Consider the following 17198-nt stretch of genomic DNA (forward strand, 5'->3'; position numbering starts at 1 on the left):
CGCCACTGGCCGCAGCCATATCGACCCGGGCGCTGACAGGAGAAGGGCGCAAACGCCATCCACCACTCGTCCGTCGCGGTCGGATGCAACCATTTCGGGCAAAGCCGATCGGCGGGAGAAGATTGGATCGCGCATGCCCGCTATCTGCCCAACCCACTGATTTTCCGAGCGCCTTTTAGGGTGGTAGACTACAGGCCGCCATTCGTCAAGCCAAAGGCCGACGCGTGGACGATCTAACCCTTTGCCCGTCGCATCGAATTCTACGCGCCGGGCTTTTTGAGAATGTATACTTCCGTCATCGGCCCCATGATCGCCCGCGCCCGCGAATGCCAACGACGCACTTCGATATCGAAGTTCGTGTGCTGCGAAATGAGCCTGGGCAAATCATACCCGTAGCGCCAGGTGACGAGGGCGCCTTCCTCGTTCTGCGGATTGCCGTGATATTCCGGCTCACCGACAATCCGGAGCCCGTTGGCCTCTTGAAAGGCCACCTGCTCGCTGCGATGCCGGTCTGGATAAGTGGGGGCCGTGAAGAGACAAACGCCGCCAGGCTTCAGCGTCCGCTCGATTTCCTGAAGCGCAGCGAAGGGCTGGAAGACGTGCTCCAACACGTCAAGATGGATAACGACATCGAAGGTCCCATCGCCGAATGTCTGGCGCTCAAGATCTTCGTTCCGCAGGCCTTCAACCTCTTGTCCGAAGGCCCTGCCCGGAAAAAACCCCGACATGACATAGCCCGGGCAGTTTCGTTGCAGCCAGAGGCTGAGACCCATCGGCGCCGGAGACGATTCGTGGATCGACTTCTTTGAGATCTGATCCCGCGGAATAAGCGAAAACAGCACGTCGGCGAGCGCGCGATGGCGCGGGATGCAGATGCTGTATTCGCACTCAGGCGACCTAAGATTGGCCCTGCTAGACCAGTAATCGTCGGGGCTGATGAATTTGCGCTGACGATCACAAATAGGGCACCGCGCGTTCAACTCGAATTCCATCGCATCCACTTTTCTTTGGGTTTATACTAGGCGCGCCGCACGATGCCGGCGAACCTTCGATTGCTCGTTAGCGGCGCGTCTTCTAGCTCATCTCTCGCCGAGCGCCTGTCCATCGGAGATATCGCCGAGTTTGCCGCGCCCCGGTCTCGGCCCCTCGACATGGACGTTTCGGACATCGGGATCGACGCGGATCGAGAAGCGATGGTTGCCCGACGCGATTTTGTTGTTGGAGATGGTGACGTCCTCAGAATGATTGGTCACCTTGATCGCGTCGTCTGGAATAGAGGACTGATCGACGTCTTTGATAATGTTGTTCTCGACAAAAATGTTCTTCGTCCGGCCCTGGAACTGCGATCCGACGCGGATAGCTTCCCGTGACACATTAGAGATCGAGTTACCACGTACGTTAACATTCAACGCGTCGGATATGAGAATGCCGTGATAAACAGAGACGCCGTCGATCGAATTGCCCTCGACCGTTATTTCTTGGACATCCCCATAGACGGGGGCGGCCCGATCTCCGTTCCATAATCCCCCGACGAAAATGCCGGTTAGCCGCGTGTGGGAAATCTTATTGCCTATCACCTTTCCATCATATGACGTCGCCGACTTATAGGCAGTACTGATTCCGTTGACGACGACGCCACCGTCGGCGACGTCGTTCCCGTCGCAAACATTGTGCTCGATTTCGAAACGGCTGCTGCCGTCCCAAACGCCATAGCAAGCGCTTCGTTCGCCGATGGCGTAACTGTCCTTTATCGTGAAATCGTGGGAGTTGATGAACGCCACTCCGATCTGCACGTCATTGTTCGACGCGCCAGTGAGCCGCAAACGTTCAACAACGACATTCGCAGCTTTGTAAAACGCGATGAGATAGAGGCGACGGCCGCCCCCTGTCCCCGCCCCGCCGTCGAGAGAGAGGTCGTGGATTCGAATGTTTCCGTTGCCGTTTTCCCAATCGGCGTTTGCGAAGACGCCGCCGGGATCGCCGCGCGGCTGAGGAAAATTCAGGCGGCTCCAGTTCGCGTTGCCTCGAAAATTCCGATCCGTGCGGATGACCGAACATTCTCCCATCCCCGATATTTCCATATTCGAAGGAAGAGGGATTGTGCCGGAGATCAGGTAGACTCCACAGGGAAAAACGACCTTCGCCGGCGCGGACGCGATCGCCATGAGAATCCCTTCGGTGCTGTCCGTTTCGCCGGTTGGGTCGACGCTGGCGAATTGGGTGACATCCAAAGTCGGTCGAGACGAAGGAACGGTCGATTTCGCGAGACTCGTAGCCGGGCCCGGCGAGCCGCAACACAGAACAGCCGACGCGACCACAGCCGCATGACGGATACGTTGGAAAAATGACGTATCGATTGCTGTCATCGACATCTGCTCGTTCTTTGCCCGGAAGATGAACTCGACCTGGTTCCTCAGCCGCCTTTGGGCTGCGCTTCAAAATGGCGCTTTAGCGCGCCGAAAAGGTCGATCATCTTGTCGCATACGGCGACGGGGTCGTGCCCCTGGCGTTGCGGCTTCGCTTCCCGCACCAGTTTGCGTGGGTCCTCCAACTCGTCCAGGATCCAGTCGCTTTCGTCGGAACGAGCAACCATATCGTCGGCATATTTTTCCTCGATCTGGAAGCCGATCCTCTCTCTGTGATTTTGCGTCAAATTCCACATGATCTTATCTATTTCCGGCGTCCACTTGTCCTTCAGAAACATGTTTATAATAGAGATCGTCAGCATGTCGTGCGACGCGTTGCTGAACTTTGCCTGCCTGACGTCGATGACGAGCGCGGCTCGAAAAAACCCTTGAATCAAGTCGGAGGAGATCTCGTCGTAAAGAACAATTTTTCCGCTCGACGAGAAATGCGCTTTCCAAGCATTGTACGAATCTCTCGGCGAAAAATGGAATTTGCGGAGGTATTCGTTCTCTGTGACCTGGGGTCCATGCGTGAGGTTGTGCTTCAATTGGGACAAAAGGAAATCCCTCCTGTTCCGCACGACAAAGACGAACTCTTTCGCTTCGAAATACTCGTCACAAATACTGGAAAGCAAAATGACGTGCTTATCCTTCAGCGTGCAAAGATCCTCGCCAGAAAGAAAAACGATGTTCGCGCCTTGCGCCTCAGCGTCCATACGGACCTTGTCGAACGCCGCGCGGATTTCCTCCACCGCGCCGCGTCCCAACAACCGGGCGAGATGCGAATGCTGGCGTGGAAATTGTTCGAACAATCCGACGGGGTAGTGAATATTGGCTTGCAGAAGCGCCGATTTGTTTTCGCAACAAAAGTCCTGAATGGAAGTGGAGCCGGCCTTGTGACTGCCGGTATGAATGACGATTTTCGCGAGCTTATTATGCAACCCCATCTCCCTCCCAGCGGCGGACGCCCAAACGCTCGCCCTTGCATCACCCACCAATACCCGACCCTATTCGCTCGTCGGCATGGCGCATACGAAGCGCCCTGTTTGAAACTTGCCGACTGGCAACAGGGAAATTTACGCGCTCGCCCCACTATCTCGCATCCAGATACCTCTCAATGAACTGGGCCAGATCGAGCGGATCGCGTCCTACCGTATGGAGATGAATCTCCGGCTGCTCCGGCGGCTCATAGGGAGAGGAGATCCCCGTGAAGTTCTGAATTTGGCCGGCCTTCGCGCGCTTGTACAATCCCTTCGGATCGCGCCGGGCGCATTCCTCGATCGGCGTGTCCACGAAGACTTCTATGAACTCTCCCTCCGGCAGCATCTCGCGCGCCATTTGCCGTTCCGAGCGGAAAGGCGAGATGAAGGAGACGAGCACGATCAGGCCCGCCTCGTTCATCAGCTTCGCGACCTCCGCGACCCGGCGGATGTTCTCGACGCGGTCGGCGTCGGTAAATCCGAGATCGCGATTGAGACCGTGGCGCACATTGTCGCCGTCCAGCAGGAAAGTGTGCTTGCCCTTGGCGTGCAAAATCTTTTCAACGAGATTGGCGACCGTCGATTTGCCGGACCCCGATAGCCCGGTGAACCACAGCACCACCGGCGACTGGTGCTTCTGTGCGGCGCGCGCGGCCTTATCGATCTCCAGCGCCTGCCAATGCACGTTCTGGGCGCGGCGCAGCGGAAAGTCGATCATCCCGGCGCCGACGGTCGCGTTGGAAAAGCGGTCGATCAGCACGAAATTGCCGGTCGTGCGATTCTCCGCGTAACTGTCGAAAGCGATGGGGTGCTGCGTCGAGAGATTGCAGACGCCGACCTCATTCATCGAGAGCGTCTTGGCGGCTTCGTGAGAAAAGCTGTTCACGTCCACGCTGTATTTCAGCGCGGTCACCGTGGCGCCGACGCTTTCTGTTTCGGTCCGCAGAATATAGGAGCGGCCGGGGATCAAATCCTCGTGATCGAACCAGACGAGATGCGCTTGCAATTGGTCTGCGACATGCGGACGCGCCGCCGGGTCGACGAGCAGATTGCCGCGCGCGAGCTCGATTTCATCCTTGAGAACAAGCGTGACCGCCTGCCCCGCGGCGGCCTGGAGAAGGTCGCCATCATAGGTGACGATGCGCGCGACGGTGGTTTGCTGTCCGGATTTCGCGGCCGTGACCTTGTCGCCGACCGCGATCCGTCCGGATGCGATCTGGCCTGCATAGCCGCGGAAGTCGAGATTGGGTCGGTTGACGAGTTGGACCGGAAACCGAAACGGCTTGGCGAGCTCATCACTATCGACGGGGACCGTTTCGAGATGGCCGAGCAGCGTGGGACCGTCGAACCAGGGCATGCGCCCGGATCGGAAGGTCACATTGTCGCCGTGGCGCGCGGAGATCGGAATCGGCGTGATCGACTTGAAACCGAGCGTCGCCGCGAATTCCATATATTCCTGGACGATGGTCTCGAAGGTCTCCCGGCTGAAATCGACCAGGTCGATCTTGTTGACCGCCAGCACGATGCGCCGGATGCCGAGAAGGGACGCGATGAAACTGTGCCGCCTTGTCTGCTTGAGCACGCCCTGGCGGCTGTCGACCAGCACCACGGCGAGGTCGGCCGTTGACGCGCCCGTGGCCATATTGCGCGTATATTCCTCATGTCCCGGCGTGTCGGCGACGATGAATTTGCGCTTGGGCGTTGCGAAGAAGCGGTAGGCCACATCGATTGTGATCCCCTGCTCCCGCTCTGCCTCAAGCCCATCGACCAGCAGGGCGAAGTCGAGATCGGCGCCGGCCGTTCCGTATTTCGCGCTGTCGCTCTGGAGCGCGGCGAGCTGGTCTTCGAATATGAGCTTGGTGTCGTAAAGCAGACGGCCGATCAGCGTCGATTTGCCGTCGTCGACGGAACCGCAGGTCAGGAAACGTAGCAGCGCCTTGTTTTCCTGCTCGGCCAAATAGCGGTCGAGGTCTCCGTCAGCGTCGGAGATGGGATTCGCCGCCATCAGAAATACCCCTCGCGCTTCTTTTTCTCCATCGATCCCGCTTCATCCCGGTCGATGAGCCTGCCTTGCCGCTCCGACTGGCGCACTGTCAGCATTTCCCTCACGATGTCCTGCACGGTCGCCGCTTCGGATTCGACGGCGCCGGTCAACGGGTAACATCCCAGGGTGCGAAAACGGACGCGCCGTTCCTCGACCTTCTCGCCCTCGTAGATCGGCATGCGCGCGTCATCGACCATGATCAACATGCCGTCCCGCGCGACAACGGGCCGCATGGCCGAGAGATAAAGGGGCACGATCGGAATCTGATGCTTGAGGATGTATTGCCAGACATCGAGCTCGGTCCAGTTCGATAGCGGAAAAACGCGAATGGATTCGCCCTTGTTGATTCGCGTGTTGTAGGTTTTCCACATTTCCGGCCGCTGGGATTTGGGCTCCCAGGCGTGCTGCGCGTTGCGGAAGGAGAAGATGCGTTCCTTGGCGCGCGATTTCTCCTCGTCGCGCCGCGCCCCCCCGAATGCGGCGTCGAAACCGTATTTGTCGAGCGCCTGCCGCAGCGCGACGGTCTTCATAATATGCGTATGCGTATTGGAGCCGTGCGTGACCGGGCTGATCTTTTCCCGAAGGCCGTCCTCATTGACATGCACCAGAAGGTCGACGCCGAGTTCAGCGGCCAGCTGGTCGCGAAACGCAATCATTTCGCGGAACTTCCACGTCGTGTCGACATGGAGCAGCGGGAAAGGCGGCTTCGCCGGATAGAACGCCTTCATCGCGAGATGAAGCATCACCGAGGAATCCTTCCCGATCGAGTAAAGCATGACCGGATTGGCGAAGGCGGCCGCCACTTCGCGAAAGATGTGGATCGATTCGGCTTCCAGGCGCTCGAGATGCGTGACCATGTGTGAAACGGCGGCTCCGGCTTCCGATTAAAATATTGACCCACCAGCGCTTTTTAGAAAAGGTCGCGTGCTGCGTCAAACAAATCAATCGATGCGACGGATAAATCGGCGCCTGCGCCGCAACATGTGGCGAGGCGCCCGCGCGGGCGGCGGCGTGCGCACAAAGAAGCATCGTCTCGCGGCGGCCAATCGGGCTCCCGCTCCGCGCGCGACGGGGCGACGCCCGATCAAAAAAAGTTTGCAATTTTAAGGCGTTGTTGACGCTATAATCCGGTCTCGCCAATATGCCGCCCGCCGTTCGACTTATCCCCTTCGGGTTTGTTGCGCTGCGGCGGATGGAGTTCGAGAAGGCAGATGACGCGACTGGCCGGGAATATCGAGCATTTCGATTGTGATCACCTCATTGGATGGGTGATCGATCTCGACAGGCCCGACGAACCGGTCCTCCTCGAACTTGTCGACGAAACGGGGTCGGTCCTGACCCGTCTCCTCGCAGACCATCCGCGCGACGACCTCAAGACCATCGGACACTCGTCGAATCACGGCTTCGAAGCCTGGTTCAGCGACACTGTCTTTCCCTACTCGCGTCAGATCGTTTCGATTCGTACTGTGAAGGGCGAAGACCTCCCGGGCTCGCCGGTCTTGCTGCGCAAGAAGAATCCCGCCTTCGACGAGAGCGTCCTGAACTGGCTGCATCGGACTATCCAAGGCGAGATCGCCAACGCCGGATCCGCGAAGGATTTGTATCCCGCGCTCGGCGCGGTTCTCGGACTGCTGAACGAAGTCGCCGAGGCGCGCCGCCGTTTCGACGACGCCGCGACGAGCGCGTCGCTGCCGAACAATAAGTTTTTCGGAAAATTCGCGGATATCGTGCAGGCCGCGCGGACCGATTATCCGGAGCTCGCCCTGGCGACGAGTCGAGCGCCGGTCGTCTCCATCATCGTTCCGGTCTACAACGGGTTCGACTTCACCTATCGTTGCCTCGCATCCTTCGCGCGGGCCGAGATCAGGACGCGCTACGAGTTGATCGTCGTCGATGACGGATCGCTCGACGAGACGCTCCTCGCGCCGCTTCTTTTCAAAGGCGCGAAGATCGTCCGCAACGACGAGAATCTCGGTTTTGTCGGCTCCTGCAACAAGGGCGCGCGCGCCGCCCAGGGCAAGTTCCTCCTCTTCCTGAACAACGATACCGAGTTGACGGAAAACGCCGTCGACGCGCTGGTCGAAACCTTCGAGATGGACGACCGTATCGGCGTCGCGGGCGCCAAGCTGCTTTTTCCGAACGGCAAGCTTCAGGAGGCCGGCGGCATCGTCTGGCGACTCGGCGACGCATGGAATTTCGGACGCGGGAAAGACCCGGAGGCGCCGCAATACAGCTATCTGCGTGACGCGGATTACGTCAGCGGCGCCGCCCTCATGATCGAAAAGGCCCTTTTCGACGAACTCGACGGCTTCGACGCGCATTATTCGCCCGCCTATTACGAGGATGCGGATCTCTGCTTCCGCGCGCGCCAGAAGGGGAAGCGCGTCGTCGTTCAGCCGCTCTCGCAAGTCGTGCATTTCGAGGGCGCGACCTCCGGGACGAGCACCGCGTCGGGCGCGAAACGCTATCAGGCCGTCAACCACCACAAATTCCGCGCCCGCTGGCGCGACGTCCTCGCGTCTCATCGGCTCAACGGCGAACAGCCCGAACTGGAATGCGAACGGCATGTCACGCGCCGCGCGCTCTTCATCGACAATACGGCGCTCACGCCCGACGAAGACGCGGGCTCGCTCGCCGCGCTGGAGCATATTCGCGGCCTCCAGCGTCTTGGCTATAAGGTCACTTTTGCGCCCTCCGATAATATGTCGCGGATCGAGCCTCATACGAGCCGCTTGCAGGCGATGGGCGTCGAGTGTTTGTACCTGCCCTATGTCGGGTCGGTGGAAGAGGCGCTGCGTCAGGCGATCGCGCCTTTCGACGTCGTCTATTTGCACCGATATTCCAACGCCTCGAAATATATCGGGATGGTCCGCCGCTATCATCCCAAAGCGCAAATCGTCTTCAGCGTCTGCGACCTGCATTATCTGCGCCTGCAGAGAGAAGCCGCCGTGACGAAATTGCCCGAAATCCTGCGCGAGGCGGAGGAAATGCGGCGGCTTGAGCTCGCCGCGATCAATCAATCGGATTCAGTCCTCGTCTATTCATTCGCCGAGGCCGATATTCTGAGGCAGGAGAAGGTTTCGGCTCGCATCGGGGTCGCGCCATGGGAAGTGACGGTCAATCCGACCAAGGTCGACGTCGCCGAACGGCTCGGGATCGCCTTCGTCGGCGGCTATGGCCACCCCCCGAATGTCGACGCCGCGAAAGTGCTGGCGCTCGATCTGATGCCGCTCGTGCGCGCCAGAGAGCCCAAGATTGTCTGCCAACTCGTCGGCAGCAACATGCCGAGCGAAATTGCGGATCTTGCCGGCCCCGACATCCGAGCCGTCGGGAAGATCGAGCAGCTCGATACCCTCTTCGAGCAGGTGCGCATCACCGTCGCGCCGCTGCGCTACGGGGCGGGCGTCAAGGGCAAGGTGCTGTACAGCCTCGCCGCCGGCGTTCCCTGCGTGATGACGCCGATCGCGGCCGAAGGGCTGCCGCTGACGGACGAACTACAATATCTCGTCGCCGACAGCCTCGAGGAACAGGCCGACAAGATCGTGCGCCTGCACAACGACATCGCCTTCCATAAGGACGTGGCGAAGGCGGGCCTCGATTTCATCTCGCGCTTCTTTTCGCGCGACACCGTCGACGGCGCGCTGCGTCGGCTCCTCGCAGCCAAAGCCGCGGCCTGAATCGGCTCAGACGAGCATGTCCCTGCCCGCCTTGGACGCCGAGGACTGGCCCGTCAGAATCATGGCGACGCGCAGTTCGTCGCCGATGAGGCGCAGCATGTTCTCGACGCCGGCCTGCCCCTGCGCCGCTAGCGCATAGGCCATTGCGCGGCCGAGAAGCACGCCGCGCGCGCCGAGCGCCAGCATGCGCAGAACGTCGAGACCAGAGCGGACGCCGGAGTCCGCAAGGACGACGAGATCCGACCCCACCGCGTCGGCGATGGCGGGCAAGGCTTTGGCTGTCGAGGGGACGCCGTCGAGCTGGCGGCCGCCATGGTTCGAGACGACGATCCCGTCGGCGCCGAAGCGGACGGCGTCGCGCGCGTCGGCCGGATCGAGAATACCCTTGATGACGAGATCGCCCTTCCAGAAGTCGCGAACCCATTCGATGTCCGACCAGCCAATGGAAGGGTCCATATTCGCCGAGAGCCAGCCAATATAGTCGACGAGGCTGACAGCCTTGCCGAGATAGGCGGAGATGTTTCCAAGATCGTGCGGGCGGCCCCTCACGCCGACGTCATAGGCCCAGCCGGGCTTCGCCATCGCCTGCAGGATGCGGCGCCGCCTCGCATAGGGGCCCGACATGCCGGAATGCGCGTCACGATAGCGGGCGCCGGGCGTCGGCAGGTCGACGGTGAAGACGAGCGTGCGGACGCCCGCCGCCTGCGCGCGCTCCAGAACATGCCGCATGAAGCCGCGGTCTTTCAGCACGTAAAGCTGAAACCAGATGGTCTGCGGGCTCTGCGAAGCGACTTCCTCGATCGAGCAGACCGAGACGGTGGACAGGGTGAAAGGAACGCCCATCCTCGCCGCGGCGGCGGCGGCCTGAACCTCGCCGCGACGGGCGAACATGCCGGTGAGGCCGACAGGGCCGAGGATAACGGGCATCGCCGCGGACTGGCCGAAGAACTGCGCGGACATGTCGAGGCCGGCGAGGCCTCTCAGCACGCGCTGCCGAAGCCGGATCGCCGAGAGGTCGGCCGCATTGGCGCGCAGCGTCTCCTCGCCATAAGCGCCCCCGTCGATATAGTCGAAGAGAAAACGCGGCAGCTTACGCTTCGCCGCCTCGCGGTAATCCGCGATGGAGGAAATGATCATCGACGCCCCCGGCCCTTCCGCCGCGGGCATAGCATGGATTTCCGTTCGCAAAAGAGAAAAGCCCGGCCTTCGCCGGGCTTTCCCTCGCGTCGAGCGATGAGGCCCTTTCGCCCGATTGCGGAGCGCCGCGCCAGCATAGGGTCAGCGCTCCGGAAGTTTCGCCGAGCGGCCGAACGGGCGCTATTGTGGTAACTACGCAACCCTCGCGGACAAGCGAAAGGGCGAGCGTCTTTATCGCTCGCAAGCCGTTCATAAAAAGCGCGTTTTCACCCCGAAACAATCCGTAAACCGTCCGGCGAAGTCATGACGAAAGCGTCGAGGGCCGCCTGCTGCCCTTCAGCTTGCCCGTGCGGTATGCTCCCACGCGCCCGATGATCGGGCCGGAATTCGTCGCGCGTTTTCAAAGCGCGGCGGGAAGCACAAAAGGAAACCTCGCGATGATCACGAGACCTCTGATCGGAGCCGCCGCCTTTGGCGTCTTCATGGCCCTGCCGCTCGCCTTTGACGGCGCGCAGGCGGCGATGCCGGTTCCCGCGCCACAAACGGAACAGGGCATGGTCGTCCAGGTCTGGGGCGGCTGCGGCCCCTATGGCCATCGCGGGCCCTGGGGCGGCTGCCGCGCAGGCGGCCAATGGGGCGGCGGCTACTACCGTCCCTATTACGCCCGCCCCGTCTACGGCCCGCGGCCCTATTACGGCCCGCGCTACTGGGGTCCGCGCCGTTACTGGTGACGGATTCGCGCGGCAGGACGGGCTCCTGCCGCGCCCTCCCTTGTCTCAACAAACATCCGCAACGCTACTTAAGTAATTACCGAGATATTGCCTGAGCGAAGTTTAAGAAGTCAGATTCATACCTGAAACGAAAAGGCTTATCTTATAGCCAAGCCATAGCCCAAAGCTTAAATTTGTCTTGCAAACAAAATAAGTGTAGAGAAAAATAACGTGCGTTCTTAACCGCGTTGCGTATGCGTTTGCGTAGGGGGTAACCATGATTGGAAACGCTCAAGACGAGATCTTAGCGCGAGACGAAATTTTTTCGGCCGCGCATCTCTCGGGCGCTTTTTCACCGTCCGTCGTCATCATCGAATCTCGCGCGCTGATCCGCGAATGCTTGGCATTGTGCCTCCAGGAAAAGTTGGGGCTTCCCGTCCTTACTTATGCCGACGTCAACGCCTGGGGACAGGACCCGGCGGGCGCGTCAGCCTGCGTGATCATCCTCAGCGGCGACAGGCAGATCGAGAGCGAGCAGTCGGAGCTTGTTCAGGAGTTGTCGCACTGGGAAAAGGAAGTTCCGGTCGTCGTCTTTTCGGATAATGAAAGCCGTGCGCACATCACGAGCAGCCTTCGCTCGGGCGCCAAGGGCTATATCCCCAGCGATACGCCGCTCGAGGTCGTCGCGCGCGCCATCAAGCTGGTTCTGGTGGGCGGCGTCTTCGTGCCGCCAAATGTGCTCCTGGAGACGCAGGGGCGTTCTGAGCCCGAGCCGCCGCCCTGCGAGACGAAGCTCGACTTCACCGCGCGGGAGAACGACGTCGTCGGGGCGCTGCTGAAGGGCAAGTCGAACAAGGTGATCGCCTACGAGCTCGCAATGAGCGAAAGCAGCGTGAAGGTGCATATCCGCAACGTCATGCGCAAGCTGCAGGTGCGCAATCGCACGGAGGCCGTGATCAGGATCGCGGAGATCGTGCGGGGGAATTCGGACGCGCGCCCGGCAGCAGCCGCCTATTCAGCGTAACCGCCATGAACGAGGCGAGATAGGCCGCGGCGTCATCGACGCCGCGGTTTTTGGCGTTTCCGCTAATGTCCCAGCAGCGGCAATGCCGCCGCGGGCGCGAAATGGTAATTGACGCCGAGCCGCGCCATCTCGCCGCTGAGGCGGGTCGCGCTGTTGAGCAGGGTCGTGTTGGTGAAGGCGGCGAGGTTGGGGACGTTGGTGACGAGCGACGTCGCGAGCGCGCCCGAGCCGAATTGCACGTGGCCAAGATCGTAGTGCAAATATTCGGCCTTGAGGCTCATCGCCGGCGTGAATTTCCACTCGACGCCGCCGCCGACCGTCCAGCCGACGCGCGCGGTCGAGAGCGCGCTGATCGAGCTCATGGACCTCAGGCCGATCCCGCCGCCGTCCGTGAGACTTGCGACCTGGTTCTGAATCGTGGCGCCGCCATAGGCGAAACCGCCCGTGCCATAGAGCAGAATCGAGGGCGTGAGGAGATAGCCGCCGCGCGCGCGCAGCGTTCCGAACCAGTCGAGCGTCTTTTCGATCTGCGCTGACGCCGCCATGTTCGTGAGCGGGACTCCCGCAATCGCGCCGGTCGCGGCGCCGGCATAGCCGCCACGACCGCTCATCGCCGCGCCCTGAAGGTCCGCCTCGACGCCAGCGACATAGTTGTCGACGAGATAGTTGTAGCCGGCCTGGCCGCCGCCAAAGGCGCCGTTGGCGGGCGCGTGGGCGACGCCGGTGGCGCTGACCGCCGTGGCGAGGCCGATCGTGCCGCGCAGCTCGCCGTCCAGGCCCGTTTGCGCGGGCGTCGCTACGGTCGAGACGCTCGACGCCGTGTCCCAGCCATAGCCTGCGTTGAGGCCCGCATAGAAGCCCGAGCCGAAGGCGCTGGGTTGCACGAGCGAGGCGGTCTCGAAGCCGGACTGGCCGAAATGATAGTTGAGGCCGACGCGCGCAATATCGCCCCGGAACTGCGTGCGCGCGGAGGGAGCGAGGACGTTGCTAAGGGCGCCTCCCGCCAGAAGCGTCGCCAAAGGCGTCAGGGCGTAGGACGCGCTTCCCAGGTCGTAATGAAGATATTCCGCCTTCACGCTGGCGTTGGGCGCGAACATCCATTCGAGACCCCCGCCGATCGTCCAGCCCGTACGGAAGCCGGAATAGCTTCCCGTCGAATTGGAGGCCTGGAGAGCGAAGCCAAATCCGGCGTCGCCCCAGTTCTGGCGGATGAAGGTCGACGCCCGCGTTTCGCCATAGGCGAAGCCGGCAGTGCCATAACCGAGCAGGGTCGGTGAAATGAGATAGCCGAGACGCCCGCGCGCCGTTCCCAGCCAATCCACGTTTTTCGTGTGATTGACCGTCGTAATCACGACATGCTCGGTGAAGCCGTCCCAGGCGTCGGTTCCGTTGAAGAGCCCATGCCGGGTCCGCGCGTTCGAGCCCTGCAAATCCGCCTCGAAGCCTGCGACGAAACGATCGGCCTGAAAGTTGTAGCCGATCTGCGCGCCGCCGGTGGAGCCGCCCCCCGCCGCCATCGATCTTCCGCTCATACCGGCGGCCGAGGCGAGCCAGAACGGCGGATAAAGCGATAGCGCCCCATTGAGCGTCAGGAAATCGTCGATCCCGGTCGCGACCGGAACGCCCGCCGTCGCGATCTCGGGCCGCGGATCCCACGTATATCCGGCGTTGAGGCCCGCATAGGCGCCTTGCCAGAGCGCCGGCGCGGCCGATGGCGGCGGGCCCTTCTTCAGCACGCCCGTCACCGAGGCCGGCGCCGCGTCCGGCGCGAGGGGATTGCCCGCATAGCGCATGTTGAATGCGACATTGGTGCGATAGCCGGATTCGCGGAAAGGTATGTTCGAGAAATCGCGGCCGAATTCGAGGGCGAGCGACTCGCCCCATGGCGAGCCGGTGAAATTCGTATCGGTCCTGACGCCGCCACCGAAGGTCGACGCCCAGAGCTGGCGGTGGAAACCCACAGGAACGTTTTCATGCACGCCGCTGCCCCAGGCGCCGAAGATGTAAGGCGCGATGAGGTGGTTGTAGTCCAGGATCTCAAGCGTGACGGGCCGCATCAGCTCGCCGCGCGCGGTGACGCCGCGATCGACGTTGAGCGTGCCCGACGCAAAACCTGAAACGGCCTCGGATCCGTCGAGCAGGAAGTTCTCCGGCAACATCAAGGGCTGGCCAAAGCTCGTCTGATAGCGGCCGATCGCGGAGAAAATGAATTCTTCAGGCAGGCCGATATCGAGGCGGGCCTTGAGGTTCAGGCGGTGGAAAGTCGGGCTCGCGCCGACGCGGGACAGCGGCGGACCGAAAATCTGATCGATGCTGTCGGCGCGCCCGCCGAGCCCGTTGCTGTAGAGAACGAGACCGGAGAAGGTCGTGTTCTCGAGCCAGGGAAGCTTGTATTTCGCATCCGACGAGAGCCGGATCACGCTGTAGCGGTCCCGACTGATGTCGTTGCCGTATATGGCTCCCTGCAACAGCGGATCGGCGAACAGGACCGGATAGGGCAGAAAACTGTTCCGGTTCGTGATGTATTCGTAGGCCGCCTGCGTCCGGAGCGTCAGGTCGTTGGTCAGAAAGACGGGATAGGCGATTCGCGCATAGGCGCGCTGGAAGCGTCCGGTCACGCGCTCGCCGGCATTGAGCAGGTCCGGAGACGTGGCGGAGAACAAAGGCGTGGCGCGCGAATGCGCGTTGAGATAGCCAACGCCAGCCATGAGACCGTCGGCGCCGATCGGCACGGCGACGTCCATACTGTAAGCCTGGCTCTTGGCGGTCCCGTCGAAATAACGGTCGAAATCCGGGCTCGACGAAACGGCGCCGGCAAATTGCTCGCCGTAACCCAAAGCGTTGTTGAGCGCGAAGGAGTGTGCGAACTCCCACGTGCCGAACTGCTTTGGCAGCCGGTTGGTGACCGCCGTCGACGACGCCACGCGGTTCTCGACGACGCCGAGCGCCAGAACCCAACCATCCTGGCTCGAGCCGGCATTGGTGGCCGCCTGGCCGCTGACGCCGGAGAGGGTCCCGACGAGCATCGTGCGGCGCTGGAATTCGGCCGCCGTCAAATGCCGCTGGCCGACAAGCGGCTGGAGCCGCTCGCGAACCAACTCCTGGGTGTTCTCCGCGACGCCGGAAATTTCCAGCTTCTCGATGAAGCCGTCCGAAACCGAAAGGCGCACATCGCCATTGGCGAAATCCGGTCTGGGGGCCGTAATCAGCGCAAGCGGATACGCCTTCGCGTAAGCCGCCTGCAATTCGCCGACCGCCAGATAAATTTCGGCGAGACTGAGCCGCTTGCCCTGAAGCTTCTGGGCGAGCGTGGCGTTCTGTTCGGCAAGCTCTGGAAAGGCGCCTGCGATCGTCACGCTTCTGACGGTCACATATTTCTTCTCCGCGCCAGCTGGCGCTTCAAGCCCGCGACGGCCGCGCGCCACGCTCACCGCAACGTCGCGCTGCTGCGGAAGCTTGGCCGCGGGCGCGAGCACAGTGGGGTTGAAGGCCTGCGCCTGCGCGAGAGATGCGGGAAAACCGACGCCGGCAGCGCAGGCGGCGAGAATGCAGGCGCCGCCCTTGAGCCCATTGGGCCTCGCAATATTTTTCTGCCAAGTCACCGTTACCACCTGATTTAGCTGCAATTTTTTGAACGGTAATGCACGGTCGGCGGAGAGCGCCAGCGCTGAAAAGCGCTTTCCACTAGCAGAGAAGCAACAGATCTGGCGGTGCGGTAATTTTGCAACACTAAATATACGTATTTACGCGTATAAATACGTAAGATTACGTACGGAATAACTTTAGCTGAGCTTTGGCGCGGATCGCCAGTTCAACGCTGCCTCGCGTACCGTGCGCATCGCCGTAACCGCCATTCCCTTTTCGGCTAGCGCGTCTTGGCAAAACCGTGTTCTAAATGAGCCGAAATGGCGCCTATCTCTTTCTATTTGTTGAACTAAGTTTCTTGTCGAAGCTTGCAAGTAAAGCTTCGGCGGCGGACTGCTTATTTTTCAGCGGGAAGTCGCATCATGGAGGATTTACTCATGAAAAAGCTGCTTATTGTCCCGGCCATCCTCGTCATGTCCGCCAGCTTCGCCTCCGCTGGCTCCTATTACACCGTGCCGAGCTTCAATATCGGCAATGTGAGCGCCAGCGCGAACGTTTCCCAGCTCATCACGCAGAATCACGGCTGGAACAATTACGCGAGCCAGAACGCGCAGGTCGTCCAGAACTCCCCGACGTTTTCCGGGTACGGCCCCGTGAAGGTGAGACTCGGCAACGCCACGGCGAGCGCCAATGTCTACCAGACCATCACGCAGACCTACGGCAAGTACAATACGGCTCTTCAGAACGCTACGGTCATCCAGAACTCGCCGACCTGGTCGCCGGCTCCCTGACCGGGCGAGAGATGATTTCATGACGCGCTAGAAAACAGGCGGCCGCGGCGACGCCTCGCTGCGGCCGTAGGCGCGCATTTGATAAATGGACTTGCCATACACGGACCCCGCGCTTTGGAGGATCAGCGCTCGAAGCGCTCGGCGTCCTGACAATGGAGTAGTCGGATGAAAAGAACGTCGAATTCAACGCTACTCTGCTTCTGCCTTGCGGTCGCGGGACTGGCGGCAAATCCGGCTTACGCTGGAAGCTATATCTATAACTACCAGACGCCTTTGATCAGCGTCACGACCGGCCTTCAAATGGGTCGTTCGGCGAGCATCGGAGCGGTGCAGACCAGCGCCACGAACGTGTTCGCGGTGACGCAGATCGGTCAGTCATTGAACGCTGCGGTCTTCCAATTCGGCATTCACAACATAGCCAACGTCGTTCAAATCACGCCGGCGTCGCCCTTCATCGGTTATTAGGCGCGATCCCGGAGCCGACAAGGCGAGGCAAACGCATGAAACCGACCTCGATCCTTTATTGCATGAGCATGGTCGCCATGACGCAGCAGTCGCACGCAACCGGCGTCTCGGTCGTCTCTGACTCGGACGGGAGCCACAGTTCCGCGACGATCGTTCAGACGACGCCGGGCGAGAAGTCGCCGGCCTTCGACATCGAATCCGGCCCCGGCTACGTCATCGTGAGACAACGAGGCGCGAACAGCCGCGCCGTCATCATCCAGGGCACAGGCGTTCGTCAGGAGAAGTGACGCCGCGCCCTGCCGCATGGAGGTCGCGGGCGCGGGCCCCCGGACCGCGCTCCGCGCCCGCCATTGGCAAAAGGCCTTCGAGCGGGCAATGTC

13 protein-coding genes are annotated in these 17198 nt (G+C 61.4%); 6 read left to right on the forward strand and 7 right to left on the reverse strand.

Annotation, left to right across the window (positions count from 1 at the left end; translation table 11 throughout):
• Nucleotides 1-260 precede the first annotated feature (260 nt).
• The 5 genes from ACPFMJ_RS08030 to cysD all read right to left on the reverse strand — a co-directional run bounded on the left by ACPFMJ_RS08030 (nt 261) and on the right by cysD (nt 6286).
• Nucleotides 261-992, reverse strand: coding sequence for a class I SAM-dependent methyltransferase (locus ACPFMJ_RS08030; RefSeq protein WP_424363291.1), 732 nt, complete (start codon nt 990-992; stop codon nt 261-263).
• Between the two features lie 87 nt (nt 993-1079).
• Nucleotides 1080-2372 carry a glycosyl hydrolase family 28-related protein gene (locus ACPFMJ_RS08035; RefSeq protein ID WP_424363292.1) on the reverse strand — a complete coding sequence of 431 codons (1293 nt, stop codon included), beginning with the start codon at nt 2370-2372 and terminating at the stop codon, nt 1080-1082.
• 41 nt (nt 2373-2413) lie between these two features.
• Nucleotides 2414-3346, reverse strand: coding sequence for a hypothetical protein (locus ACPFMJ_RS08040; RefSeq protein WP_424363293.1), 933 nt, complete (start codon nt 3344-3346; stop codon nt 2414-2416).
• Nucleotides 3347-3497: 151 nt separating this feature from the next.
• Complete coding sequence (cysN, locus tag ACPFMJ_RS08045) at nt 3498-5390, reverse strand: sulfate adenylyltransferase subunit CysN (RefSeq protein WP_424363294.1); 1893 nt, start codon at nt 5388-5390, stop codon at nt 3498-3500.
• On the reverse strand, nt 5390-6286 hold the full coding sequence (gene cysD / locus ACPFMJ_RS08050) for a sulfate adenylyltransferase subunit CysD (protein ID WP_424363295.1): 897 nt from the start codon (nt 6284-6286) through the stop codon (nt 5390-5392). The genes cysN and cysD overlap by 1 nt, the downstream gene beginning before the upstream one ends.
• Nucleotides 6287-6640: 354 nt before the next feature.
• Here cysD and ACPFMJ_RS08055 point away from each other — a divergent pair, with 354 nt between their 5' ends.
• On the forward strand, nt 6641-9106 hold the full coding sequence (locus tag ACPFMJ_RS08055) for a glycosyltransferase (protein WP_424363296.1): 2466 nt from the start codon (nt 6641-6643) through the stop codon (nt 9104-9106).
• A gap of 6 nt (nt 9107-9112) precedes the next feature.
• Here ACPFMJ_RS08055 and lldD read toward each other — a convergent pair whose 3' ends face one another.
• A complete protein-coding gene (lldD, locus tag ACPFMJ_RS08060) occupies nt 9113-10243 on the reverse strand; it encodes an FMN-dependent L-lactate dehydrogenase LldD (protein ID WP_424363814.1) in 1131 nt (376 codons plus the stop codon).
• 437 nt (nt 10244-10680) lie between these two features.
• Here lldD and ACPFMJ_RS08065 point away from each other — a divergent pair, with 437 nt between their 5' ends.
• Nucleotides 10681-10974, forward strand: coding sequence for a GCG_CRPN prefix-to-repeats domain-containing protein (locus tag ACPFMJ_RS08065; RefSeq protein ID WP_424363297.1), 294 nt, complete (start codon nt 10681-10683; stop codon nt 10972-10974).
• A 403-nt stretch (nt 10975-11377) separates the two neighbouring features.
• Entirely contained in the window at nt 11378-11977 is a 600-nt protein-coding gene (locus ACPFMJ_RS08070; RefSeq protein ID WP_424363298.1) for a LuxR C-terminal-related transcriptional regulator, read from the forward strand.
• 62 nt (nt 11978-12039) lie between these two features.
• Here the strand turns inward: ACPFMJ_RS08070 and ACPFMJ_RS08075 are convergent, their stop codons facing one another.
• Nucleotides 12040-15579 carry an outer membrane beta-barrel protein gene (locus ACPFMJ_RS08075; protein WP_424363299.1) on the reverse strand — a complete coding sequence of 1180 codons (3540 nt, stop codon included), beginning with the start codon at nt 15577-15579 and terminating at the stop codon, nt 12040-12042.
• A 420-nt stretch (nt 15580-15999) separates the two neighbouring features.
• On the opposite strand from ACPFMJ_RS08075, the gene ACPFMJ_RS08080 reads away from it, so the two are divergent.
• From ACPFMJ_RS08080 to ACPFMJ_RS08090, 3 genes are all read left to right on the forward strand, one after another.
• On the forward strand, nt 16000-16353 hold the full coding sequence (locus tag ACPFMJ_RS08080) for a hypothetical protein (protein WP_424363300.1): 354 nt from the start codon (nt 16000-16002) through the stop codon (nt 16351-16353).
• Between the two features lie 165 nt (nt 16354-16518).
• The gene (locus ACPFMJ_RS08085; RefSeq protein WP_424363301.1) at nt 16519-16818 is read left to right on the forward strand and encodes a hypothetical protein; all 300 of its coding nucleotides are present in this window, start codon (nt 16519-16521) and stop codon (nt 16816-16818) included.
• A gap of 35 nt (nt 16819-16853) precedes the next feature.
• Complete coding sequence (locus tag ACPFMJ_RS08090; RefSeq protein ID WP_424363302.1) at nt 16854-17105, forward strand: hypothetical protein; 252 nt, start codon at nt 16854-16856, stop codon at nt 17103-17105.
• The last annotated feature ends 93 nt before the right edge of the window (nt 17106-17198 follow it).

Origin of the sequence: Methylocystis parvus, from assembly GCF_049675845.1 — a bacterium.
GTDB lineage: Bacteria > Pseudomonadota > Alphaproteobacteria > Rhizobiales > Beijerinckiaceae > Methylocystis > Methylocystis parvus_A.